This is a genomic window from Vibrio sp. 2130-1, assembly GCF_033339515.1.
On record NZ_JAWOUT010000015.1, the window covers coordinates 77,467 to 102,659 of the forward strand.

Below are 25,193 nucleotides of genomic sequence, written 5' to 3' on the forward strand. Positions count from 1 at the left end.
GTAGCACCCGTTTAGGTGCTACCGTTCAGACGCATTATTGGAATTAGTACGCTGTTGGATCAGCGACGTCGTCCGATACTTCTAATGTATTTAGTAGGTTGGTTAGCAGGCTAGACGCACCAAAACGGTAGTGACGAGCATCAACCCAGTTGTCACCTAGGATTTCGTCAGCCATTGCTAGGTATGCTGCTGCGTCTTCAGCAGTGCGCACACCACCTGCTGGTTTGAAACCAACAGTTTCTGCAACACCCATGTCGCGAATAACTTCAAGCATCATGCGAGCGTATTCTGGTGTTGCGTTTACTGGCACTTTACCAGTTGAAGTTTTAATGAAGTCAGCACCTGCTTCAATACAGATTTGAGATGCTTTCTTGATTAGTGCTTCTTCTTTTAGTTCACCTGTTTCGATGATCACTTTAAGAAGAATGTCACCACAAGCTTCTTTACATTGCTTAACTAGTTCGAAGCCTACTTTCTCATCACCCGCCATTAGCGCGCGGTAAGGAAAAACTACGTCAACTTCGTCTGCACCGTAAGCAACCGCCGCTTTTGTTTCGGCAACTGCGATTTCAATGTCGTCGTTACCATGTGGGAAGTTCGTTACTGTTGCAATACGAACCTCTGGCGTACCTTGCTCACGAAGTGTCTTCTTAGCAATAGGAATAAAGCGAGGGTAAATACAAATTGCAGCTGTGTTGCCTACTGCTGTTTTCGCATCATGACATAGTGAGATCACTTTTGCATCAGTGTCATCGTCATTCAACGTAGTTAGGTCCATAAGTTTAAGTGCACGTAGCGCTGCTGCTTTTAAATCGCTCATTTCTATCTCCGATCAATATTCAAAAAATTCACTACTCAGCCTTACATCACGTCTTTAACTATAATCAACAAGTCGAGACAATGTGAGTAAATGGCTAAACAGTCTATTAATGAACGGACTTGGTTCCCTGAAGACTCGGCATATACAGCGAAAATTTATCATATGCCAATTGCTATCCTTGTCACCGCACAGTACCAGTTTGGCCTATGGCACAACAATCTATGATTGCGGTGTCTTTAATATCACATCACAAAGCAAAACGCCTATTAGATCTGATATTGCAGGGCAATTCATTTGCCCATCGATTATGTAATATTCATTACGTGATTAAGAATCAAGCTTAACCACTATCCTGTGATTAATACATTATAGAGTTTCACCGCAAAACTGTAGCACCAAATAGAGCGCAAACGGTTTGTATCTCAAAATTTCCTAGCCCCTATTCCATTGACTGCGTAATACCTCGACTAAGGCAAACACCCGATGAAATTTTGGAGCCCGAAAAACGAAAAATGCCCCGCAGCAATCTCTTGCTACAGGGCATGATGTAAAACGGCGTCTATATATTAAGAACCGATTCTAATTATAGTGCTGCAAGGCTTAAGCAGAAGCCTGCAATTGTCGCTGCCATAAGGTTAGACAACGTACCTGCAAGAACTGCTTTAACACCCATGCGAGCGATGTCACTACGACGGTTTGGTGCAAGGCTACCTAGACCACCAAGTAGAATCGCGATAGAAGAAAGGTTCGCGAAACCACATAGTGCGAATGAGATGATAGCTGTTGTCTTCTCAGACATTACTTCACCAGTTGCCGCGATTACTTGAGCGTTTTCACCTAGGTATGGTGTGAAGTTCAAGTAAGCAACGAATTCGTTCACTACGATTTTCTGACCGATGAATGAACCAGCTGTTACAGCTTCTGCCCATGGAACACCGATTAGGAATGCTAGTGGAGAGAACGCGTAACCTAGAATTAGCTCTAGTGTTAGTTCTGGCATGCCGAACCAACCACCGATGCCACCTAGCATACCGTTGATTAGCGCGATTAGACCAACGAATGCGATTAGCATTGCACCTACGTTAAGCGCAAGTTGTAGACCAGAAGCCGCACCGCCCGCAGCTGCGTCGATTACGTTAACTGGTTTGTCGTCACCGCCGTCCATCGCTTCTTCGATACTTTCGTGAGGCTGGTCAGTCTCAGGGTGAAGGATTTTAGCGAACAGTAGACCACCTGGTGCTGCCATGAATGATGCCGCAACTAGGTACTCTAGTGGAACACCCATAGATGCGTAACCAGCTAGCACACCACCAGCAACAGAAGCTAGACCACCACACATTACCGCGAATAGCTCTGATTGAGTCATTTTTGGAACGAATGGACGAACAACTAGAGGTGCCTCAGTTTGACCTACGAAAATGTTAGCTGCTGCTGACATTGATTCCGCACGCGAAGTGCCTAGCGCTTTTTGTAGTGCGCCACCAAGAATCTTGATAACCCATTGCATAACGCCAATGTAGTAAAGAACTGAAATCAGTGCAGAGAAGAAGATCAGTGTAGGAAGAACACGGAATGCGAAGATGAAACCGCCGCCGCCGAATACTTCGAACATCTTGTCAGAAACAAGACCACCGAACAGGAATGATGAACCATCGTTACCGTAGTTGATAACGTTAGAAACACCTGAAGAGAAACCGTTTAGTAGATCACGGCCCCAAGGTACATACAGAACAAATGCACCTAATGCGAATTGGATAGCGAATGCGCCACCCACAGTTCTAAAGTTGATAGCTTTTCGGTTGTTAGAAAATGCCACTGCAATCGCAAGAAGCACTACCATACCGATTAGGCTCATAAACAGGCTCATAGTTTATGACTTCCTTATAAGTTATTTATTGGCGTGTTACAAAATGGAGCTATAAAGCGGGGGCAATTATACTCATGCAGAATCAATTAAAGTAATGCCAGCCTCACACTTTCCTATAAGATTCATGATTGATTCAACCAGCTTTGTGAGTTAATTCACAATAAGCAGGAAAACGTTTTCGATTTCAAACCACATCTTTAGATTTTATTCACATATCGAGAAAGCAAAATTGCTATTTTTCCACAGTTGAGAGGCAATCGATTGCTTTCGGCCGTTATGCAACTCTACGAGCTCATTAAAGACGTGAATGAGTTTGGCTGGGTGATTTGACTCCCCTTGATATCCAAGTATAGGCATATCTGGTGCGTCTGTTTCGATTACTAGGTTTTCGAGTGGTAATTTTTGAATTGCGTCGCGTGTTTTCTTGGCTCTTGGGTAGGTAATCGTTCCTCCTACACCGATAAAAAAACCTAATTTGACCCACTCCATGGCTTGCTGATAACTCCCAGAAAAAGCGTGTAGCACACCACCTCTAGGGAGATTCGCCGCTTTCACCATTTGAATGAGGCGATTGTGCGCTTTTCGGCTATGTAAAATAACTGGGAGTTCGAAGCGTCTAGCCAGCTCAAATTGAACTTCAAGTATCTTTTCTTGCAACTGTGGATCAACATCAATGGCAAAATCTAAACCACACTCTCCTATTGCCACGCACTGCTGCCCTTTTTGATTTAGATAGCCTTCTAGCTCTTTAAGGTGCTGCTCAACGTTATCTTCAAGAAAATACGGATGAAAGCCGAGCGCATAATACAAATTGGCATGTTGCTCTGCCAAAGTTTGAATACGAGCCCAGTTTTGCGGACCGACGGAAGGAATCAAAATTCTTGCGACGCCTTGCGTTTGAGCAAGCTCAAGTTGATGTGCAAAGTCATCTTGAAACACATCAAAATCAAAGTGGCAGTGCGTATCAAAGAGCTTCATCTTGACGCTTTTTATCTGTATCTGCGGGCAGAAAATCAGAGGATGGTTGGGCTTCACTCTTCTCTTCAGTTTGATGGGCTGGGTCTTTTCGATATGGGACACAACTGCGTTTCTGATCGGGAGTTAACCCCATCTCTTTACACCAGTTGTCGTAACGCTTTAGCCCACGTTTAAACCAATTCATATCTTATCCTTATATAAAAACGCCCTTGGCTAAGTTTATAGCCAAGGGCGTTTTAAAATCTAGTTTGCGTTAAGGCTTACCCTAACCGCGCAAATTAGTGCTCACGCGTCGCACGGAAATCAACGTCAGGGAAACGCTCTTTCGCCAAGTTTAAGTTAACCATTGTTGGAGCGATATACGTTAGGTTATCACCACCATCCAATGCTAAGTTCGCTTGATTCTTGCGTTGGAACTCATCCAGTTTCTTCGCATCACCACACTCAACCCAACGAGCAGTTGCAACGTTAATGCCTTCATAAATCGCTTCAACGTTATACTCAGATTTCAAACGAGCCACAACAACATCAAACTGAAGTACACCAACGGCACCAACGATCAGATCGTTGTTCTGTAGAGGACGGAATACCTGTACCGCACCTTCTTCTGATAGCTGAACCAAACCTTTGAGAAGCTGCTTCTGCTTTAATGGATCTTTCAGGCGAATACGACGGAATAGTTCCGGAGCGAAGTTCGGAATACCAGAGAACTTCAGTGATTCACCTTGCGTAAAGGTATCACCAATCTGAATAGTGCCGTGGTTGTGTAGACCAATGATGTCACCGGCGTAAGCGTGTTCTGCACGTGCACGGTCACCAGCCATAAAGGTTACTGCATCAGAGATACTCACTTGCTTGCCAAGACGAACGTGGTTCATCTTCATACCTTGCGTGTAAGTGCCCGATACAATACGCATGAATGCGATACGGTCGCGGTGTTTTGGGTCCATGTTCGCTTGGATCTTAAATACGAAACCAGAGAACTTCTCTTCAGTCGCTTCAACTTCACGTTCAACCGCTTGACGAGTTTTCGGCGCTGGAGCCCATTCAGTTAGACCGTCTAGCATATGATCCACACCAAAGTTACCTAATGCAGTACCGAAGTAAACTGGCGTCAGGTCACCTGTTAGGAACATTTCCAAATCAAACTCAGGGCAAGCACCCATAACAAGCTCAAGCTCTTCTCGAACACTTTCCGCAAGGCCTGCACCAACTTTTTCATCAAGCTCTGGGTTATCGAGACCTTTGATGATTCGAACTTCTTGAATCTCATGACCGTGACCTGATTCGTATAAAATCGTTTCATCACGGTGAATGTGGTACACACCTTTAAATTCTTTACCACAGCCGATTGGCCATGTAATTGGCGCACACATCATGCCCAACTCGTTTTCTACCTCGTCCAATACTTCCATTGGATCACGAACGTCACGGTCAAGTTTGTTCATGAAGGTTACGATTGGCGTGTCACGCAGACGCGTTACTTCCATCAGCTTACGTGTACGATCCTCGACACCTTTCGCCGCATCGATAACCATCAAACACGAGTCTACTGCCGTTAACGTACGGTATGTATCTTCCGAGAAGTCTTCGTGTCCAGGCGTATCAAGTAGGTTTACCAGACAGTCATTGTAAGGGAACTGCATTACAGAAGTGGTTACCGAGATACCACGTTCTTTTTCCATTTCCATCCAGTCTGATTTTGCGTGCTGTGCGTTACCACGACCTTTAACCGTACCTGCTTTTTGGATCGCGTTTCCGAATAAAAGGACTTTTTCAGTAATGGTGGTTTTACCCGCATCCGGGTGAGAAATAATAGCGAACGTTCTGCGCTTAGACACTTCGCCTAAAAAAAGGGGATTTGACATTAGTTAATCTTCTAAATTACTTTCATGCTCACAAAATAGGCAAGCATATCTACTATTCGATATTGTGCGGTATTCTCGCTTATTATCGCTGTGCTAGCAAACTGGAAAGACATGAACTGAATTTACTCGGCTCACCAGCCTTTACCTGCAACTAACAAGGGAAAGCCAGCTCCACACAAAGAGATGTAAAAATTCAAAAAATTATTATTACATATTCAAAAGCCTCGAATCCGGATACGCATTTAAAGCATAAGTGTTGATGAGGTAATTAGTAACGGCCTAAAACTAACTCAAAAATAAGTAACTCATGATAATGGCGTCTTCCTTACCATTTCCCGATTTAGCTGGGTAATAGTTGTAACGACGGTCCACTTCATTAAAACCTGCTTGCTCATAAATATGGATAGCTGGGTGATTACTTTCACGCACTTCTAACCAAGCACTCTCTGCTTTGGCTTGTTCACAGTATTCAATAAACGCGTCCAGCAATTTTTGCCCTAGCCCTCTGCCCTGTTGAGAAGGCGCTACTGCAATATTTAATAGTGTCACTTCTCCAACAATATTCTGTCCATAGAAGTAACCAACCACTTGAGAGCCTTCCAGCATCACATGATGGCAAGCACCGCGACTGGATAAGTCACGAACCAAAGATTCGGCCCAAGGGTGAGAATGTGCTTGCTGCTCGATTTGCAAAACTTGGTCGAGGTGCTCTGCACGCATCGGCGTAATTTCAATTGTCACGCATTAGCTCCGTTAAGAGTACGAACAGATTTGTTGCCACAATGCGCGGCGCTGTTCGTTATTACCATCAATATCTTGTAATAGTGGCGAGGTCAGGTGCTTTGCCTTGATGCTTTTATCAGCCTCACAGCCTGCAAACCACACCCACTCTAGCTGATGTTCACCCAGCATGGATAAGCGCTCAGGCTCTAGGTGTAGCGCATCATCAAGCGTGAGCTTAATGCTTTTTAATACGCGCTCAAACATCAATGCCGTCTCGTTTTCTGGACATATTGGCGATACCAATAGGAGTTTACATGAACTTTGCAAATCCAATAATGGCGATTGATAGCCTTCCAGTCTTTCAGGGTGTACCAGCTCCCATGTGCTGATCCCCATTTCACGTAAATACTGTTTCTCGTTAATTGACATTTTCCGTCACCTATTTGAACGAGGGCAATCCTATCAAATTATCGCGATTATACCTAAAGGACTTCAAGGAACACCTGAACACAATGAGATGATTTGGATATTCCTGAACATAGCGTTTTGCCAACGGCCACACATTGGGTATGACATATGAGGTACATTATGAAATTCTTAAATACGCTACTACTTTGCACACTGGTAGCCGCCACCAGTATGAGTGTTTTTGCTAATAACAGCGATGAGTGGGAGCTGATTGCAACGAAAACCGTTAACTTTCATACAGAAACAGATACCGTGACACCAAATAGCCTATTCCGAAACCGAAGCTTCAGTAAAATAAAACTAAAATGTGTGCAAGGAACGGTAGACATTAATGGTTTAAAAGTCGTCATGACAGATGGTAGTGAGAAAAAGCTTTCCTCTATGGGCGTACTAACAAGCGGATTGTCGACTCGTGCCTGGAGCCTTCCAGGTACAAAAGAAGCCAAGCTAAAACAGATTGAAATGACTTACAGTAGCTGGGGAAGCACAAAACTCAGCCTGCTAGGGGTAAGTAAAAAAGCGAAAATAGAGGTCTGGGGCAAAAAGAAAAGTAACCAGTCATCCTAACCTCCCTATCTCAGTTTTCAGTGAATAAGAAAGAAGCCCACTTAGTCGTGGGCTTCTTTCATTTACAGTTCAGAGAACTCTGGCGCATAGTCTATGCGTCCGGAGCGTCCAGCACATTGACCTTCGACCAACTCTGCGACTCGAAATGCACCTTTAGGGACATCCCAAGCACATTCAAAGCCCATCTCGTCGCATGATTGAAAACCCTGGCGCGCGTAATAATCAGGATCGCCCAACACCACACACACTGGGTAGCCAAAATCACGCAGTGAATCAAAACCTTCTTTGATCAACTCTGCAGCGATGCCTTGGCGACGGTAATCTTCATGAACAGCTAATGGCGCTAGCCCTTGCCATGACAAATCTTCACCATTTAAGGTCACAGGGCTAAATAAAGCATGGCCTATCACCTCTCCCTCATCTGTACACGCGACTAAGGAAAGCGTGAATTTGCTGTTTTCGCGCAAACGCATCACAAGCTCAGCTTCAGCTTCCGTCGGGAAGGCGTGTTTCAATAAGCGGTCAATGGTAAGAATGTCCGCTGGGGCTTCAGTTCGAATAAGCATTCGCTACTCCGGTTGGTTGTGCAGGCGCTTGAACTCCTTTCTGAACAAAATCAGCCAATTGATTCAAAGCGACTTGCATTGCTTTCGGTAACTGCTCTAAGTCGACACTGTCCATTAAGTTTTTCACTTCTAAGCCAAGCTCAGTATCACCTTCAATTGAAAGGCGACGTTGGAAGAACAGTGTGTCAGGGTCTTCTTTACGACCAGCAATCAGTACTAGGTCGTTTAGATTACCACTAAAACTCACATCTTCCTGAACTGGTTTTTCAGCTACCACCAATTTTTCGTCTTGATAGCTGATGTACCATGCTAAGTTCAAGTCTTTAATCGCAACTTTTAACCACTTGTCTTCAAGGAACTCAAAGTCACCATCTTCCAAGGCTTCTTTAAACACCATTTTTAGCCCTTCCAGCAACGCTTTTTGCTGAATTGGCTGTGGTAATAACTGGACTGGAGAACGCAAAATATTAGCTGCGTTCTTTACTAGTTGACTGCGAATCTTGTTTAACACGTTCATTATCCGTTACTTTGTCATTAGGTTGCTTATATTAAGCAATCGTGGCGATGAGATTACTGTTATGTATCAATAAAGTGCTTATTTTAGATTGGTGGTTTATTGCTCACTAACGCTTCTTTTTTTGAACTTACGTGTATTATTGATGCGAACAGGTGGATAAACACTTTTACAACCGTATTTTCAAAGTTATAGTTATCTGAGCGTATCCATGTGATTGTCGACTGCACAGCTAAAACCGCGAGCCCTTTAATGGCAGGTAACACTTTAGCTTGGTGGTAGACCGCCGCAGGCTTATCAGGGTGTCGCTTTTTATACACGGACGAATAATCTGGCTCATTGGAGATCGGTAATACCCTAATGCCTTCCCAGCAATTAAAACATTGGTTTGCCACGCTAACCTCAAATAGCCCTTTCTTCTTTGCCATTCTTGATAAAAAACACAATTATCGAATGGTAAGTGACCGTTACTGCGATATCGCAGGTTTAAGTCATGAGGAAATCGTCGGCTTAAACGATTGCCAAGTGCTGGGTGAACAGTTTTATAAGAAGCTTGCACCATACTATCAGCGCGCGTTCAAAGGGGCACATGTCGAAGCCGAAATCACGCTCGATGAAACCGACCTTGAAACCAGTCTTCACTTTAGTCTTTCGCCAGTTTTTGAAGGTAACGACATTCGCTTTGTTGTTTTTCACGCTGTCGATACTTCAGAAAAGCAGATACTCGTTCGCTCCTTAGAAGAGTCCGAAAGTAAGTTTGCGAAGTTAACACAACTGCTACCAGACGGCTTACTGCTTATCGAAGATGATATTGTCATCTCTGCGAACCCCGCATCAGCGCGCCTTCTCGGACTTAACTCTCCTCATGAATTGTTGGGCGAAGAGCTAAGTCGTTTATTCATCGATGAAAACAGTAAAAAGGTATTTAGTCATCGATTGAGTACATTAATTTCTGACAAACCTTTTGTCTGCTTAACCAGTGCAAGATGCGGCTTTGAACGGAAAGTTCAGCTACACGCGGATTCCACGGCGATATTAGGTAGCGAATCTCAAATTATCCTAATCCAAGATGCTGATGATGCGCCCAAAAACCTGTCTTCTGCATCGAATGAAGACATACACATTGACTCGCTCACCAAACTCTACAACCGCTTTGGCTTCACCAAACGTTTGGAACAGCTGATCAAAAAGCAAACACCGCTTCTGGTGTTCTATTTGGATATCGATAACTTCAAAAACATTAATGACTCACTTGGTCACCATATTGGCGATAAAGTGATTCAAGAGGTATCGGCCCGTCTTAAACGGTTACTACCAAACCAAGCGATTATTGGTCATTTGGGTGGCGATGAGTTTGGCGTCATTCTGCCGGAGCCAGAAAATACCCGCATGGCTGAAATTTTGTCCGATCGCATTATCTCGTTGATCAACCAACCTTTCGACTTGCACCACTTCAGCAAACGCCTTGCCTGTTCAATTGGTAGCGTTCGATACCCTGAAGACGGACAAGATGCACGAATCCTACTACAAAATGCCGATACTGCGATGTATGAAGCCAAAGATCGTGGTAGAAATCGTCTGATCAAATTTAACGATCAAATGAACAAAGAAGCGCGTATGCGTTTGTGGCTTGAAATCGAACTGCAAAAAGCATTGCAGCAGAACGGTTTGGAAGTGTGGTATCAACCTAAGGTTAACGCGCGAGACTTCAGTATCAACGGCGCAGAAGCGCTCGTTCGTTGGAAGCATCCAGTCGAAGGGTACATTAGTCCTGGCTCATTCATTCCTGTCGCCGAGCGAGCTGGGTTAATCGAACACCTTGGACGTGTCGTGATGCGTGATGTTTTCAATACGGTAAAACGTTGGAAACAACAGGGCATACTGCCAGGCCGTGTCGCCATCAACCTCTCTCCCGAGCAATTTGGCAACCCACAGCTGATCGACTTTATGGAAAAGTTGCTTCGCACTACCGAGCTTGATCCAAGCTGCATTACCTTCGAGCTAACCGAAAGTGCCGTGATGAGTGATAGCGAACATACACTGCAAATGTTGAATGCGATTAAAAAGCTTGGCTTCGCTCTCTCTATCGATGACTTTGGTACCGGCTACTCTTCTCTTTCCTACTTAGCGCGTTTCCCTATTGACGAGCTAAAAATCGACCGCGCTTTTATTAATGATATCGACACACTACCGAAACAAGTCACTGTGATTGAAAACATCATTAATCTGGGTAAGTCGCTCGACTTAACTGTCGTTGCCGAGGGGGTGGAAACCCACCAGCAAGCTACTTTGCTCTCTAACCTTCAATGTAATGCGATTCAAGGATTCCATTTTTATCGCCCACAGCCAAAACATGAAATTGAAGAGCTGTTTGTACAGAATCGTCGTCACAAGAACTAACCCAGACCCGATACCCTTACTCGCAAGAGGTAAATATCGACTTTATTGAGCTAAACCTAACTTAGGTCAATTTCGCTATTCATAATTCTTCATAAAATGCGGACACCTTTTTATTCTCAATGATTGTGAGCATATGGAACTCTTGTGTCCCGCGGGTAACCTGCCTGCGTTAAAAACTGCGATTGATTGCGGTGCCGATGCCGTCTACATTGGTTTCAAAGATGATACCAACGCCCGTCACTTTGCTGGCCTCAACTTTAACGGCAAGAAATTAGAAAAAGCGGTGCAATACGTTCATGACCGCAATAAAAAAATTCATGTCGCGTTGAATACCTTCGCTCATCCCAATGGCTTCGAGCGCTGGACGAACGCAGTAGACAATGCAGCAGCACTGGGTGTAGACGCGCTGATTGTTGCAGACATTGCTGTGCTGGAGTACGCGGCTCGCAAATATCCCGATCTGGAACTACACCTTTCAGTGCAAGCATCAGCGACCAACGTCGCAGCCATTGATTTTTACAAACAAAACTTCAACGTAAAACGGGTAGTATTACCTCGCGTTTTATCGATTCATCAGGTCAAACAGCTTTCACGCAACATCACTAGCGATGTCGAGTTAGAAGTCTTTGCTTTTGGTAGCCTTTGCATCATGTCTGAAGGTCGCTGCTACCTATCGTCATACATGACAGGCGAGTCTCCAAACACTGTGGGAGCATGCTCTCCAGCTAAGTACGTTCGCTGGCAAGAAACAGAAAATGGTCTGGAATCCCGCCTTAACGACATTTTGATCGATCGCTACAGCGCCGGTGAAAATGCGGGCTACCCTACCTTGTGTAAAGGTCGTTTCGAAGCAGAAATCGAAGGCGAGAAAAAACGCTACCACGCACTGGAAGAACCAACCAGTTTGAACACCCTCTCTATGCTGCCAGAACTATTTGCTGCAAATGTGGCGTCTGTAAAAATTGAAGGTCGCCAACGTAGCCCTGCTTACGTAGAACAAGTCACTCGAACATGGCGAGCCGCGATTGACCGTTACCAAGCAAACCCAGAAGCTTACCAAGTCGAAGCGGCTTGGGATGCCGCATTGGCAAACGTGTCTGAAGGTACGCAGACCACACTTGGTGCTTATCACCGCAAATGGCAATAGAGGTTAAGATGGATAATTCAATGAAATACGCGCTTGGCCCGCTGTTGTACTTCTGGCCAAAACAAGACATCGAAGCGTTTTATGAACAAGCGAAATCAAGCTCCGCGGACATCATCTATCTTGGGGAAACCGTATGCTCAAAACGTCGAGAAATGAAGCCTTCGCATTGGCTTGAAATCGCAAAAGAGCTGTCTGCATCTGGCAAGCAAGTGGTGCTATCAACGATGGCACTACTAGAAGCTCCGAGTGAAGTAAACATAATGAAGAAGTACATCGACAACGGTGACTTCGCGATTGAAGCAAATGACGTATCTGCTGTTCAATTGGCATCAGAGCATAAAGTGCCTTTCGTCGTTGGCCCTGCAATCAATACTTATAACGCACACACGCTCAACTTATTTTTGAAGCAAGGTATGATGCGTTGGTGCATGCCTGTCGAACTCTCTCGCGAATGGTTAAACGATACTTTAGTTCAGTGTGACGAGCTTGGTATTCGTAACAAGTTTGAAGTTGAGGTATTTAGCCACGGTTATTTGCCTTTAGCGTATTCCGCTCGCTGTTTCACAGCCCGAGCTGAAAACCGAGCGAAAGACGATTGCGAAACCTGCTGTATCAAATACCCTACGGGTATCCAGGTCAGCAGCCAAGAAGGGCAAGAAGTCTTTAACCTTAACGGCATTCAAACACAGTCAGGGTATTGCTACAACCTCATCAATGACTTACCAAGTATGAAAGGGCTGGTTGATGTGGTCCGGTTAAGCCCTCTTGGTATCGACACTTTTTCAGAGTTAGAGCGTTTTCGCTCAAACGAATACGGCGATAATCCTGAAAAGCTCGAAAGCCGCCAATGCAATGGCTATTGGCATCAACTAGCGGGCTTAGAAGTAAAAACCATTTAATCCTTAAAGATAAAAGCGAGGCCTAGCCTCGCTTTTATCTGTTAGCTTTTGTTAGCAGGCTTGCACCCTTGGTTCGACAGAACTCTCATTAAGCAGCTTTTTCACATCTCGCCACAACATACTGATCACGACCAAACTCAATGCAATGTTAGACAATGGGAAAGCTAACCAAATACCTGTCACGCCGAAAAGTTTCGGCATAATGAATAAGAATGGCAACTGGACCAGCATGTTGCCTAGTGTTACAAACATAGCTTTGCTGCCTTTGTTTACTGATTGATAGTACGCGGCCGCCACAACTAAAAAACCATCTAAGAACAACGCAAACATGTGTAAACGAATCCCGATCACGGTGCTATCAATCAACTGTTGGTCAGCATTATTAAACACCGCAACCAGTTCGTACGGGAAAAGGTTCATCAAAACAACGAACGCCACCCCACCAAGCACAGATGTCCCCATCGCGACCTTTAATAACTTTCTGATGTTCTCCTGATTACGTGCACCGTGGTTGAAGCTCACTAAAGGCTGCATACCATTCGCAATTCCTTCGGCTATCAGATAGTAAACCGTCACGATGTACCCCAAAATGGCGTACGCTCCGATCAACATTGCACTTCCGTATTGAGCAAATAACGCGTTGTGCAGTGCCACCATCACAGAGCCGTAGGCGTACATAAAGAAACTTGATGTACCTATCATGATAATCTTTGGTGCAGCATCAACCTGAACTTTGAAGTCGCGGATACGAAGGCGTAATGTTGCTTTTGAAGTAAAGAAGTAACCAATACCGAGCACAGTGACCACTAATTGTGCAAGTGCAGTGGCAATAGCGGCTCCGGTTAACTCCCACTCCAACCAAGCAATAAATACGTAGTCTAATACGATGTTAATAACGGCACCGATGACCATCAAAATCGTTGCTAAGTTCGGGCTGTCGTCATTGCGTAACAGAAACGGAACCGCGATAGAACCCAACGTGAATACGCACGCGACAATCAGAATATGCAAATATTGCAGCGCAAGTTCAAACACTCGCCCTTCCGCTCCTTGCCAGCGAATAAATTCATCCGAAAACAAGAACAATATTGTAGCAACGACCGGCATCAATGCCGCTAACACCGTCAATCCGGTCGTTAGGATTCGCTTAGCGCCTTCATGCTCGTTCTCTCCTTGCTTGATCGAAGTCAGCGCGCCAGTCCCCACCCCAATCATCATTCCTATACCTAGGATCGAGCCGATAATAGGCCACGCAACATTGATCCCAGCTAATCCGTCAGCGCCAACATAACGGCCAATAAAAATGCCATCAACTATTTGATACAAACCGTTTACGAGCATTGCTGCGACGGTTGGAATCGTATATTTCCAAAACTGTCTATAAATTGAGTTTTGCATGACTGTCACCAGTAGTTAGCAAAGCTAACCATTTAATTAGCAAGACTAACTAAATGGTTAAATTAAATAAAAGAAAAATGAAACACCAAAGGCTAATGCGTACAGCGGAGGCCTTTGGTTTAGTTTAAAATGACTTATTACTCAATGCTTTATTCAGTAAAGCTTGTAACTGCTCAGCTTCTTGCTGATTTAATTGTTGCATCATTTGGTCAGAGATATCTTTGTACACTACCTGCTCCAAAGACATTTTTTCTGCGACTTCTTCCGTAAGCAACACACGCTTAGCACGAGCATCCTCATTACATGCGATGCGTTTCACCAAACCCTTTTTTTCCAAACGCACAACCATTGTCGATGCGGAAGGCTTAGTCACTTGCAGCTCTTCTGCAAGATCGGTTATTCGCACACCCTCAGGGTAAACCTGAATCACACGTAAATAATCGAACTCATTAAAGCTTAGATGTGATAATGGATCTTCTTTGGCATAGACACGCCAAGCTTTGGCGCAAAAACGCTCTAAATCAATCAAGCTTTCTTCTAATGCCATAAAAGCCACCACCACTTAGTTAGCAAGACTAACTATTTTAAATGAGTCACTCATCAAGTTCAATCATAAAAAAAGCCGCTCTCATCGAGCGGCTCTAAATCATTCAATTTCCAGCTTCTTGGCAGCCTTTAACTTGGCCAATCTATCTTGCTGTAATTGATCGTAAATTTGCGCCAGCTCCAAGAAAGAATAGCGATGCTCAACATAATCGTAAACGTTGAACGAAATCGCGAGCTTATAAAGTGAGATGGCACTTGCGATATCACCTTCAAGCTGATTACGCTTTCCAAGGTAGAAATACGTTTCCGTCAATCGTTCAGCTAGGCGATAATTCTCTCTTGTTCCATCCATAATTGCTTTAAGCGCGTCTTCGTCCGAGACATCTCGCAGCATGATAGCAACAAGAACCCACCCCCACTCTTCACTGCGATCACGTAAATAACGCTGTTGAAGATTGGCTTTTGCTTGCTCTGGATTTTGCTCAGCTTCGATGATGTACAGCCATAATGAACGAAAAGGATCCGTTGGCATTTCTTGATAATGCTTGGTCATATCTTCTAAAGCGAGATCGATTCGGCCACCATAATACAGTGCAATCGCACGGTTGCGCTCAGCATAGGTATTATCAGGAGCCAACTCTATGGTCGAGTCAAACGCTTCATATGCCGCATCAAACTCTCCTACTTGGGTAAAGTATACTCCCAAAAGATTGAAGATGTCCGGCTGAGCAGGATTCAACTGCAAAGACTGGTTAAAGTCCAAACGGGCAAGATCACGTAAACCAACGCTGTCGTAGTAGCTACCGCGCTCATAATGCATTTTAGCGCGCACTTCATCACTAAGGTCGGGACGTTGTAGCAACTGCGAGAGACGCGCGATTTGTACTTCTTGTTGAACACTAGGCTGAAGTGGCACCGCCATCGGTGGATATAACCACTTTTGTGCTGATTGTTGAGAAGTATTTGCACAACCGGTCAGCGCGATAGCAACACATAAAATTGCGGTTTGAAACCATTTCACTAATTGATACTCCTGTTTGGACCGCTCAAGATTTGTTTCTCTTAATGCAATATAGGCGATAACCTCGTTTGAGGTTAATACATCGAAACAAACCAAAAAAGGGGAGCGAAAATGCTCCCCTTTTATAACATGCTTTCAGGCCCTTAATCTAATAAAAGGCTGAAAGTCTCATTTTGTCTTACTCGTCTTTAGCAGCCGGTGCTTCAGCAGCAGCTTCTTCAGCTGGCTTTTCTACCGCTTCTTTCATGCTTAGACGTACACGGCCTTGGCGGTCGATTTCAAGAACTTTAACTTGAACTTCTTGACCTTCAGCTAGGTAGTCAGACACTTTCTCTACGCGTTTTTCTGCGATTTGAGAAATGTGTACAAGACCATCTTTGCCTGGAAGAACCGTTACGAATGCACCGAAGTCTGCTAGACGTGCAACTTTACCTGTGTAGATACGGCCCACTTCAACTTCAGCAGTGATCTCTTCGATACGGCGGATAGCTTCTTTCGCAGCAGTGCCTTCAGTTGCCGCAATCTTGATAGTACCGTCGTCTTCGATTTCGATAGTTGTACCAGTCTCTTCAGTTAGAGCACGGATAACTGCACCACCTTTACCGATAACGTCTTTGATCTTCTCAGCGCTGATCTTCATCGTGTGAATACGCGGAGCAAATTCAGAGATGTCTTCACGAGCACCAGAGATTGCTTCATCCATTACAGATAGGATGTGCTTACGTGCGCCTTGAGCTTGGTTAAGCGCAATTTGCATGATTTCTTTAGTGATGCCTTCGATCTTGATGTCCATTTGAAGTGCAGTGATACCAGTGTTAGTACCTGCTACTTTAAAGTCCATGTCACCTAGATGGTCTTCATCGCCAAGGATGTCAGAAAGTACAACGAAATCGTCACCTTCTTTAACAAGACCCATTGCGATACCAGCAACAGATGCTTTGATTGGTACACCTGCGTCCATAAGCGCAAGAGAAGTACCACATACTGAAGCCATTGAAGATGAACCGTTAGATTCAGTGATTTCCGATACAACACGTACTGTGTATGGGAACTCATCAACAGAAGGCATTACTGCAGCAATACCACGCTTCGCCAGTTTACCGTGGCCGATTTCACGACGCTTAGGAGAACCTACAAAACCAGTTTCACCTACACAGTATGGAGGGAAGTTGTAGTGCAGTAGGAAGTGATCTTTACGCTCACCAGTTAGCTCATCGATGATTTGAGCATCACGCTGAGTACCTAGCGTTGCCGTAACGATCGCCTGAGTTTCACCACGAGTGAATAGCGCGCTACCGTGAGTACGAGGAAGAACACCAGTACGTACATCTAGTGCACGAACCATGTCTTTTTCACGGCCATCGATACGAGGGTTACCCGCAATAATACGGCTACGTACTACTGTCTTCTCTAGATCATGGAAGATAGTGTGGATTTCTTTTGTGTCTGCTTCAGGATCTTCAGCAAGAAGAACTTCATTTACTTCCGCAGCGATCTCGTGGATGCGGTCGTAACGAGCCATTTTCTCAGTAATTTGGTAAGCCTCAACAAGTTTAGCTTCTGCTAGATCAGCAATCTTATTTTTAAGCGCTGTGTTCTCTTCAGGAGCAACCCAATCCCAAGCAGGAGTTGCAACTTCTGCTTTGAATTCGTTGATAGCTTGAATAGCAACTTGTTGTTGGTCATGACCATAAACAACCGCCGCTAGCATTTCTTCTTCAGTTAGGTTGTCCGCTTCTGACTCAACCATCAGCACTGCTGACTCTGTACCTGCAACAACAAGGTCAAGCTTAGAAGTTTCTAGTTCAGTTTGGCTAGGATTAAGTACAAGCTGACCATCGATATGACCAACACGCGCCGCACCGATAGGGCCGTTGAATGGAATGCCAGAGATAGCAAGAGCAGCAGAAGTACCGATCATTGTAACGATATCTGGCTGAACATCTGGGTTTACAGACATTACTGTCGCGATAACCTGAACTTCGTTTTTAAACGCGTCTGGGAATAGCGGACGGATTGGACGGTCGATTAGACGAGCTGTTAGCGTTTCGCCTTCAGAAGGACGACCTTCACGTTTGAAGAAGCCGCCTGGGATTTTACCCGCAGCGTAAGTACGCTCTTGGTAGTTAACCGTTAGTGGGAAGAAGTCTTGACCTGCAACGGCTTCTTTTTTACCTACAACAGATACGAATACAGACGTATCATCCATTGTGACCATAACTGCTGCTGTAGCTTGACGTGCAATAACGCCAGTTTCTAAAGTAACTGTGTGGTTACCGTACTGGAACGTTTTAACAACTGGTTTTTCGAACATTGTTATTCCTTGTTTCTAATCTTCCTTTAGTGCTTAAAGAAATCTTAGATGTGTTAATTGACACTCAAGGCATTACGAATCGCGACTAGTAAAAAGAAACTCGGAAATTCCTTTTGAATAGTCGCGACCTTTTGGTCGACGTGGTTGACTGTAATGCTATGAGCTTTTGAGAAAACCTCTTACAAGGTTTAGCCGCCAGTATTATAACGGCATAAGTCTAATTTGGCTAAATTTAGGCAACAAAAAAGGGGCATAAAGCCCCTTTTTAGACAAACTGCTATGCAGTCGCTGATTAGCGACGTAGGCCTAGACGTTTGATTAGGTCTTGGTAGCGAGCTAGGTTTTTACCTTTTAGGTAATCTAGAAGCTTACGACGACGAGAAACCATGCGTAGAAGACCACGACGGCTGTGGTGATCGCCTTTGTGCGCTTTGAAGTGACCTTGTAGGTGGTTGATAGAAGCTGTAAGTAGAGCTACTTGAACTTCTGGTGAACCAGTGTCGCCTTCGCCTTGTGCGTATTCTGCAACGATTGCTGCTTTAGTTTCTGCATTCAGAGACATAATTCTCTCCTAATAAGAGTAGGTTTAAAGTTGTAGCAGCCAATCTCTGATTCAGCCGCTACGCGAAGCGCGGATTATAGGGAAATTTCCTATCTCGTGCAATATAAAAATACCGACACTCAGGTCGGTATTTTCAATCATTTACTTGGATGCAACGTCATCTCGGAACACGACCAATCGCTTAGGAGCGATTTTGCCATCTTCGTTCATTTCGCCAACGCCAATAAACAAGCGTTCTTCACCCATAGTAAGGCGAAGTGAGCCCTCAGTCGGAGCACCAAATACTTGAACGGGCTGCCCATGTTGGACCATATCCGCCAGTTCAGGTACCAAGTTGACTTCTGGTAAGTCTTCTACCGCTGTATCCATTGGCAAAAGTAGCGGGTCCAGTAGTTCTCGAGGCGCTCGTTCCTCGCGGTGAGCTTGCTCTAGCAACTCATTTAGTTGCTCAAGTGTTACCATATTCTCGTAAGGGTATTTAGCAACACCAGTACGACGAAGCATAGTTACGTGCGCACCACAACCTAACATTTCGCCCAGATCATCAACGATAGTACGAATATAGGTACCTTTAGAGCAGTGCACTTCCATCTCTACTTCATCGCCTTCAAAACGGTGAAGAACAATCTCATATACCGTGATCTTACGAGATTCGCGCGGAACTTCGATGCCTTTACGAGCGTATTCATACAAGGGTTTCCCTTGATATTTCAACGCTGAAAACATGGAAGGTACTTGATCAGATTCGCCACGGAACTGATCGATGCACGCTTTTAGTTTGTCTAACGTAACATCGACTGGACGCGTCTCTACAACTTCACCATCCGAGTCAGACGTATTAGTACGTTCACCCAGCTTTGCGATCACGCGGTAGCGTTTATCAGAATCAAGAAGAAACTGAGAAAATTTTGTCGCTTCACCCAAGCAAATTGGCAGCATGCCTGTCGCTAATGGGTCCAAGGCTCCAGTGTGGCCTGCTTTCTCGGCAAAGTAGATTCGCTTTACTTTTTGCAGTGCATCATTGGAAGAGATACCTGTTGGTTTGTCCAACAGTATAACGCCATTAATTGGACGACCTTTACGACGACGAGCCATTATTCTTCGTCCTCACGACCAGAATCTTTTTGCTTTTGTTTGTCTGAACTAACGACTTCAGACACTAGGTTAGACATACGCATACCTTCAACAAGCGTATTGTCATAGTGGAAGCGGATTTCTGGCGTTAAACGTAGACGAATACGCTTACCTAACATCATGCGAATGTGCACTTCGTGCTCACGTAGCGCTGCTAGACATGATTCAGGTGTTTGCTCACCCACACATAGGAAGGTCACAAATACTTTTGCGTAAGCTAGGTCACGAGAGACTTCTACGTCTGAGATCGTCACCATGCCAAGGCGAGAGTCACGAACTTCACGTTGAAGGATCATCGCTAGTTCTTTTTGCAGCTGCTGTGCAACGCGCTGCGTGCGGCTAAATTCTTTTGACATATCTTTACTCTTATATAGAAAGAATGGGGGGTTGGTCAAAGCCAGCCCCCCATGGTGTATTCAACAACCAATTACTACTTATCTTTCAAAGACAATATTAGTAATTTTAGTCAATTAGTCTAGAGTACGTTTAATTTCAACGATTTCGAAGACTTCGATTTGGTCACCAACGCGAACATCATTGTAGTTCTTAACGCCGATACCACATTCGTAGCCATTCTTAACTTCTTGAACGTCATCTTTGAAACGACGCAGTGACTCTAGTTCACCTTCGTAAATAACAACGTTATCACGTAGTACACGGATTGGGTTGTTACGCTTGATCACACCTTCTGTAACCATACAACCAGCGATAGCGCCCAGTTTCGGTGACTTAAACACGTCACGAACTTCAGCAAGACCAATGATCTCTTGCTTGAATTCTGGAGCAAGCATACCGCCCATTGCTTGTTTCACTTCGTCAATCAATTGGTAAATGATTGAGTAGTAACGTAAGTCAACAGCTGCGGCTTCAACAGCACGGCGAGCAGAAGCATCTGCACGAACGTTAAAGCCAAGGATGATTGCGTTTGAAGCTTCCGCTAGTACTACGTCAGTTTCCGTAATACCACCAACACCAGAACCAACGATGTTCACTTTAACTTCGTCAGTAGATAGCTTAACTAGTGAGTCTGCGATTGCTTCTACAGAACCTTGAACGTCTGCTTTAAGTACAACGTTAAGTTCAGCAACTTCACCAGCAGTCATGTTAGAGAACATGTTCTCTAGTTTAGATTTCTGCTGACGAGCAAGTTTCACTTCACGGAACTTACCAGCACGGTAGTTAGCTACTTCACGCGCTTTACGCTCGTCACGAACTACTGTTGCTTCATCACCTGAAGATGGTACACCTGAAAGACCTAGGATCTCTACAGGGATAGATGGGCCAGCCGAAGTAATTTCTTTACCTAGCTCATCACGCATTGCACGAACGCGTCCGTATTCTTGACCACAAAGAACGATGTCGCCTTTGTTTAGTGTACCTGATTGAACAAGTACTGTTGCAACTGGACCACGACCTTTATCTAGGCGAGATTCAACAACAACACCAGATGCCATGCCTTCAGCTACAGCTGTAAGTTCAAGAACCTCAGACTGAAGAAGGATTGCTTCTAGAAGACCATCGATGTTTGTACCCTGTTTAGCAGAGATGTGAACGAACATGTTCTCACCGCCCCACTCTTCAGGAATAACGTCGTATTGAGCAAGCTCGTTCTTAACGTTATCTGGGTTCGCGTCTTCTTTATCGATCTTGTTCACAGCAACAATTAGAGGAACGCCTGCCGCTTTCGCGTGCTGAATCGCTTCTACTGTTTGTGGCATTACGCCATCGTCTGCTGCAACTACAAGAACAACGATATCTGTCGCTTGAGCACCACGAGCACGCATTGCAGTAAACGCTGCGTGTCCAGGAGTATCAAGGAACGTGATCATGCCGTTGTCTGTTTCAACGTGGTACGCACCAATGTGCTGAGTAATACCACCCGCTTCGCCAGAAGCAACGTGTGTGCGACGGATGTAGTCAAGTGTTGACGTTTTACCGTGGTCAACGTGACCCATGATAGTAACAACTGGAGCACGTGGAACTGCTTCCGCGTTAGTGTCACGGTCAGATAGTACCGCTTCTTCCAGTTCGTTCTCTTTACGAAGAACTACTTTATGGCCCATTTCTTCAGCAACAAGTTGTGCTGTTTCTTGGTCGATCACTTGGTTGATAGTCGCCATAGCGCCCATCTTCATCATTACTTTGATAACTTCTGTCGCTTTAACCGACATCTTGTTAGCAAGTTCTGATAGAACGATCGTTTCGCCAATTACAACGTCTTGCTTAGCAACCGTTGCTGACTTATCAAACCCGTGCTGCATTGAAGTCGGCTTAGCAAGTTTGCCCTTACGACCTCTACCGCCACGTTGGTTGTTACGGCCACCGCGAGCTTGGTCGTCTTTACCCGAAGCTGCTTTTTTCTTCTTACGACGACCGCCTTCTACTTTGCGATCTGCTTCATCTTCGGCTTCACGTGCGTATTGTGAAGTCGTTACATGGTAATCTGTATCTTCCATATCACCCTTTTTCTCTTCTGCAGCAGACCAACGCTCTTTATTCTTTTCAGCCAATTCGCGAGCTTCTTCAAGCTTGCGCTGACTTTCCTCTTCAGCCTTACGCTTAGCTTCTTCTTCCTGACGACGTTTAAGCTCGTCGGCCTCTTTTCGCGCTGCTTCTTGCTTAATTTTCTCTTCAGCATCACGCTTTGCTTTTTCTTCAGCATTACGTTGTGCATTCGTATCTACGTCTCGCTTCGCTTTTTCTTCAGCTTCACGTTTCGCTTTTTCTTCCGCTTCACGTTTTGCAGCTTCTTCAGCTTCACGTTTCGCAGCTTCTTCAGCTTCACGTTTTGCAGCTTCTTCTGCTGCACGTTTTGCTGCTTCTTCTGCTTCACGTTGTGCTGCTTCTTCAGCTTCACGTTTCGCTTCATCTTCAATTGTGCTGCGCTTCACGTATGTACGTTTTTTGCGCACCTCAACCTGAACATTCTTACTCTTACCACCACCCGCGTTCACACTAAGTGTACTACGAGTTTTACGCTGAAGCGTAAGGCGAGTCGGCTCTGAATCACCTGATTTATCACCGTGTTCTTTCTTTAAATGAGAGAGAAGCTTCTGCTTCTCTTCATCAGTAACATTGTCAGAGCTCGCCTTTTTAATGCCAGCGTCAGCAAGTTGTTCAATCAAGCGGTCGACTGGCGTACCAATCTCATCACTCAGTGCTTTAACTGTTAATTGTGTCATGCCGCTTCCTCCTTGCCGAAAATTATGCTTCTTCGCCGAACCAACAGATGTTACGTGCGGCCATAATTAGCTCACCTGCACGTTCTTCGGTCAGGCCTTCGATACCTTCTAAATCGTCAATACCTTGGTCAGCAAGATCTTCCAGTGTCGCTACACCTTTCGCTGCCAATTTAAATGCCATCTCACGCTCAAGACCTTCAAGTGCAAGTAGGTCCTCAGCTGGTTCTAGACCTTCAAAAGACTCTTCTTGTGCTAGTGCGATCGTCGTTAGTGCATCTTTTGCACGTCCACGAAGCTCTTCGATTAGTTCTTCATTCAAACCATCGATTTCTAGTAGCTCGTTAACTGGCACGTATGCGATTTCTTCTAGCGTTGAGAAACCTTCTTCAACAAGAAGTTGAGCGAAGTCTTCTTCAATATCTAGGTACTTCATGAAGTTTTCAATAGATGCTTGTGATTCTTCAGCGTGTTTCTTCTGAAGATCAGCAACTGTCATAACATTCAGTTCCCAACCGGTTAGTTGAGATGCTAGACGCACGTTTTGACCGTTACGACCAATAGCTTGCGCTAGGTTGTCAGCTTCAACTGCGATGTCCATTGAGTGTGCATCCTCATCAACGATGATAGAAGCAACATCAGCTGGCGCCATTGCGTTGATAACGAATTGAGCTGGGTTATCATCCCAAAGCACAATATCGATACGCTCACCACCAAGTTCGCCAGAAACAGCTTGTACACGTGCACCACGCATACCAACACACGCACCTACAGGGTCGATACGTTTGTCATTTGTTTTGACAGCGATCTTAGCGCGAGAACCAGGATCACGTGCCGCGCCTTTCAGCTCGATAATATCTTCTGCGATTTCAGGCACTTCAACACGGAACAGTTCTGCCAACATTTCTGGCTTAGAACGAGTGATGAACAATTGGAAACCACGTGCTTCAGGCGCGACTTTGTAAAGAAGGCCACGTACGCGGTCGCCTGGACGGAAGTTTTCACGAGGAAGTTGGTCATCACGCAGGATTACCGCTTCAGCGTTATTACCAAGATCAAGCACGATTGTGTCACGGTTTACTTTTTTCACGACACCAGTGATTAGATCACCTTCATTGTCGATGAACTGTTCAACGATTTGTGCGCGCTCAGCTTCACGAACTTTTTGAACGATAACTTGCTTAGCAGTTTGAGTCGTAATACGGTCAAACGTTACTGATTCGATTTCGTCTTCTACGTAGTCGCCAAGCTCGATTGAGTCATCTTCGTATTGCGCTGCTTCTAGTGAGATCTCTTTTGTAGGGTTCTCAACGTCATCAACAACTAACCAACGGCGGTAAGTTACAAACTCACCGGTTTTACGGTCAATGGCAACACGTACGTCGATTTCGATTTCGTATTTTTTCTTTGTAGAAGTTGCTAGAGCAATCTCAAGAGCCTCAAAGATACGCTCACGAGGTACCGCTTTTTCGTTCGATACCGCTTCTGCTACCGCTAAAATTTCTTTACTCATTGTATTTAGCCTCTAAGCTTAAACTTTTTTAGGGAACTAAAATTTAGGGATCAGGTTAGCTTTGGAAATGTTACTTAGAGCAAACTCTTCTTGCTGACCGTCTACAGTAATTGTCACTGTTTCGCCATCAACACCGTGGATAATACCTTTCCACTTACGACGGTTTGCTACAGCCATTTTCAATACGATGCTGACCTCGTGACCAATAAATTGCTCGTAATGTGCTGCTTTAAAAAGTGGTCTTTCTAAACCTGGAGAAGACACTTCTAGGCTGTAAGCAACAGAAATTGGATCTTCAACGTCTAAAACTGCACTAACTTGGTGGCTAACTTCTGCACAGTCGTCTACGTTAATACCATTTTCATGGTCAATGTAGATACGTAACGTTGAGTGCGCGCCTGCACGAATGAATTCTAATCCAACTAACTCATAACCTGATGCCGCTACTGGCGCGTCAAGCATTTCAGTAAGTTGTCTTTCTAAACCAGTCATTTAACCACTCCAGAAACAAAAAAAGGGCTCAGAGCCCAATCAAAAAACCAAGCAGTATCTGAGCTATTTCAAAAAGCTCAGATAACAAAAAACCCCGATAGTCGGGGTTTTATGCTGCTGGACCCTGATACGTTAAGAATAGCCAACAATTGCTTTTCTTAACTCGTAGTGTGGTTAGCACTACGCAAACTTGCCAATCTACGATTTCCTTTTAAAG

24 protein-coding genes are annotated in these 25,193 nt (G+C 44.7%); 5 read left to right on the forward strand and 19 right to left on the reverse strand.

Annotation, left to right across the window (positions count from 1 at the left end; genetic code table 11):
• Positions 1-43: 43 nt before the first annotated feature.
• Positions 44-820, reverse strand: coding sequence for a deoxyribose-phosphate aldolase (gene deoC, locus R7Q09_RS19510; protein ID WP_005380133.1), 777 nt, complete (start codon positions 818-820; stop codon positions 44-46).
• A gap of 90 nt (positions 821-910) precedes the next feature.
• Between deoC and R7Q09_RS19515 the strand changes: the two genes are divergently transcribed.
• Entirely contained in the window at positions 911-1,045 is a 135-nt protein-coding gene (locus R7Q09_RS19515) for a hypothetical protein (protein WP_005391675.1), read from the forward strand.
• A 358-nt stretch (positions 1,046-1,403) separates the two neighbouring features.
• Here the strand turns inward: R7Q09_RS19515 and R7Q09_RS19520 are convergent, their stop codons facing one another.
• From R7Q09_RS19520 to R7Q09_RS19545, 6 genes are all read right to left on the reverse strand, one after another.
• Positions 1,404-2,687, reverse strand: a complete 1,284-nt coding sequence (locus R7Q09_RS19520) for a NupC/NupG family nucleoside CNT transporter (RefSeq protein ID WP_005380131.1) — start codon at positions 2,685-2,687, stop codon at positions 1,404-1,406.
• A 204-nt stretch (positions 2,688-2,891) separates the two neighbouring features.
• Positions 2,892-3,665 carry a TatD family hydrolase gene (locus R7Q09_RS19525; RefSeq protein WP_239945645.1) on the reverse strand — a complete coding sequence of 258 codons (774 nt, stop codon included), beginning with the start codon at positions 3,663-3,665 and terminating at the stop codon, positions 2,892-2,894.
• Positions 3,652-3,849 carry a DUF5363 family protein gene (locus R7Q09_RS19530; protein WP_005380125.1) on the reverse strand — a complete coding sequence of 66 codons (198 nt, stop codon included), beginning with the start codon at positions 3,847-3,849 and terminating at the stop codon, positions 3,652-3,654. Before R7Q09_RS19530 ends, R7Q09_RS19525 begins: the two co-directional genes overlap by 14 nt.
• Positions 3,850-3,943: 94 nt before the next feature.
• On the reverse strand, positions 3,944-5,533 hold the full coding sequence (gene prfC / locus R7Q09_RS19535; RefSeq protein WP_005380123.1) for a peptide chain release factor 3: 1,590 nt from the start codon (positions 5,531-5,533) through the stop codon (positions 3,944-3,946).
• A 285-nt stretch (positions 5,534-5,818) separates the two neighbouring features.
• The gene (gene rimI, locus R7Q09_RS19540) at positions 5,819-6,274 is read right to left on the reverse strand and encodes a ribosomal protein S18-alanine N-acetyltransferase (RefSeq protein ID WP_154205066.1); all 456 of its coding nucleotides are present in this window, start codon (positions 6,272-6,274) and stop codon (positions 5,819-5,821) included.
• Between the two features lie 12 nt (positions 6,275-6,286).
• Positions 6,287-6,685, reverse strand: a complete 399-nt coding sequence (locus R7Q09_RS19545) for a DNA polymerase III subunit psi (RefSeq protein WP_017635885.1) — start codon at positions 6,683-6,685, stop codon at positions 6,287-6,289.
• A gap of 159 nt (positions 6,686-6,844) precedes the next feature.
• Between R7Q09_RS19545 and R7Q09_RS19550 the strand changes: the two genes are divergently transcribed.
• A complete protein-coding gene (locus tag R7Q09_RS19550; RefSeq protein WP_031781040.1) occupies positions 6,845-7,291 on the forward strand; it encodes a hypothetical protein in 447 nt (148 codons plus the stop codon).
• 62 nt (positions 7,292-7,353) lie between these two features.
• Here the strand turns inward: R7Q09_RS19550 and R7Q09_RS19555 are convergent, their stop codons facing one another.
• Both R7Q09_RS19555 and R7Q09_RS19560 read right to left on the reverse strand, forming a co-directional pair.
• Positions 7,354-7,857 carry a GNAT family N-acetyltransferase gene (locus tag R7Q09_RS19555; protein WP_005380119.1) on the reverse strand — a complete coding sequence of 168 codons (504 nt, stop codon included), beginning with the start codon at positions 7,855-7,857 and terminating at the stop codon, positions 7,354-7,356.
• Positions 7,841-8,368, reverse strand: a complete 528-nt coding sequence (locus R7Q09_RS19560) for an SCP2 domain-containing protein (protein WP_005394645.1) — start codon at positions 8,366-8,368, stop codon at positions 7,841-7,843. Before R7Q09_RS19560 ends, R7Q09_RS19555 begins: the two co-directional genes overlap by 17 nt.
• A gap of 363 nt (positions 8,369-8,731) precedes the next feature.
• Between R7Q09_RS19560 and R7Q09_RS19565 the strand changes: the two genes are divergently transcribed.
• From R7Q09_RS19565 to R7Q09_RS19575, 3 genes are all read left to right on the forward strand, one after another.
• Complete coding sequence (locus tag R7Q09_RS19565; RefSeq protein WP_005380112.1) at positions 8,732-10,771, forward strand: bifunctional diguanylate cyclase/phosphodiesterase; 2,040 nt, start codon at positions 8,732-8,734, stop codon at positions 10,769-10,771.
• A 133-nt stretch (positions 10,772-10,904) separates the two neighbouring features.
• Complete coding sequence (locus R7Q09_RS19570) at positions 10,905-11,918, forward strand: peptidase U32 family protein (RefSeq protein ID WP_005386427.1); 1,014 nt, start codon at positions 10,905-10,907, stop codon at positions 11,916-11,918.
• 20 nt (positions 11,919-11,938) lie between these two features.
• Positions 11,939-12,817 carry a U32 family peptidase gene (locus R7Q09_RS19575; protein ID WP_170894021.1) on the forward strand — a complete coding sequence of 293 codons (879 nt, stop codon included), beginning with the start codon at positions 11,939-11,941 and terminating at the stop codon, positions 12,815-12,817.
• A gap of 51 nt (positions 12,818-12,868) precedes the next feature.
• On the opposite strand, the gene R7Q09_RS19580 is transcribed toward R7Q09_RS19575, so the two are convergent.
• From R7Q09_RS19580 to rimP, 10 genes are all read right to left on the reverse strand, one after another.
• The gene (locus R7Q09_RS19580) at positions 12,869-14,215 is read right to left on the reverse strand and encodes an MATE family efflux transporter (RefSeq protein WP_318071097.1); all 1,347 of its coding nucleotides are present in this window, start codon (positions 14,213-14,215) and stop codon (positions 12,869-12,871) included.
• Between the two features lie 124 nt (positions 14,216-14,339).
• Complete coding sequence (locus R7Q09_RS19585; protein WP_005380103.1) at positions 14,340-14,762, reverse strand: MarR family winged helix-turn-helix transcriptional regulator; 423 nt, start codon at positions 14,760-14,762, stop codon at positions 14,340-14,342.
• A 99-nt stretch (positions 14,763-14,861) separates the two neighbouring features.
• The gene (nlpI, locus tag R7Q09_RS19590) at positions 14,862-15,782 is read right to left on the reverse strand and encodes a lipoprotein NlpI (RefSeq protein ID WP_005380101.1); all 921 of its coding nucleotides are present in this window, start codon (positions 15,780-15,782) and stop codon (positions 14,862-14,864) included.
• A gap of 178 nt (positions 15,783-15,960) precedes the next feature.
• Positions 15,961-18,096: a polyribonucleotide nucleotidyltransferase gene (pnp, locus tag R7Q09_RS19595; RefSeq protein WP_005380098.1), complete on the reverse strand. Its 2,136-nt coding sequence runs from the start codon at positions 18,094-18,096 to the stop codon at positions 15,961-15,963.
• A 292-nt stretch (positions 18,097-18,388) separates the two neighbouring features.
• The gene (rpsO, locus tag R7Q09_RS19600) at positions 18,389-18,658 is read right to left on the reverse strand and encodes a 30S ribosomal protein S15 (RefSeq protein WP_005380094.1); all 270 of its coding nucleotides are present in this window, start codon (positions 18,656-18,658) and stop codon (positions 18,389-18,391) included.
• Between the two features lie 141 nt (positions 18,659-18,799).
• Positions 18,800-19,753: a tRNA pseudouridine(55) synthase TruB gene (gene truB / locus R7Q09_RS19605; protein ID WP_025768208.1), complete on the reverse strand. Its 954-nt coding sequence runs from the start codon at positions 19,751-19,753 to the stop codon at positions 18,800-18,802.
• The gene (rbfA, locus tag R7Q09_RS19610) at positions 19,753-20,148 is read right to left on the reverse strand and encodes a 30S ribosome-binding factor RbfA (RefSeq protein ID WP_005380087.1); all 396 of its coding nucleotides are present in this window, start codon (positions 20,146-20,148) and stop codon (positions 19,753-19,755) included. The genes truB and rbfA overlap by 1 nt, the downstream gene beginning before the upstream one ends.
• A 114-nt stretch (positions 20,149-20,262) precedes the next feature.
• Positions 20,263-22,974, reverse strand: coding sequence for a translation initiation factor IF-2 (gene infB, locus R7Q09_RS19615; protein WP_005380086.1), 2,712 nt, complete (start codon positions 22,972-22,974; stop codon positions 20,263-20,265).
• 22 nt (positions 22,975-22,996) lie between these two features.
• On the reverse strand, positions 22,997-24,484 hold the full coding sequence (gene nusA / locus R7Q09_RS19620; protein WP_005380084.1) for a transcription termination factor NusA: 1,488 nt from the start codon (positions 24,482-24,484) through the stop codon (positions 22,997-22,999).
• A gap of 36 nt (positions 24,485-24,520) precedes the next feature.
• Positions 24,521-24,976 (reverse strand): ribosome maturation factor RimP, encoded by a 456-nt coding sequence (gene rimP / locus R7Q09_RS19625; RefSeq protein WP_005386424.1) that lies wholly within the window; start codon positions 24,974-24,976, stop codon positions 24,521-24,523.
• Between the last annotated feature and the right edge of the window lie 217 nt (positions 24,977-25,193).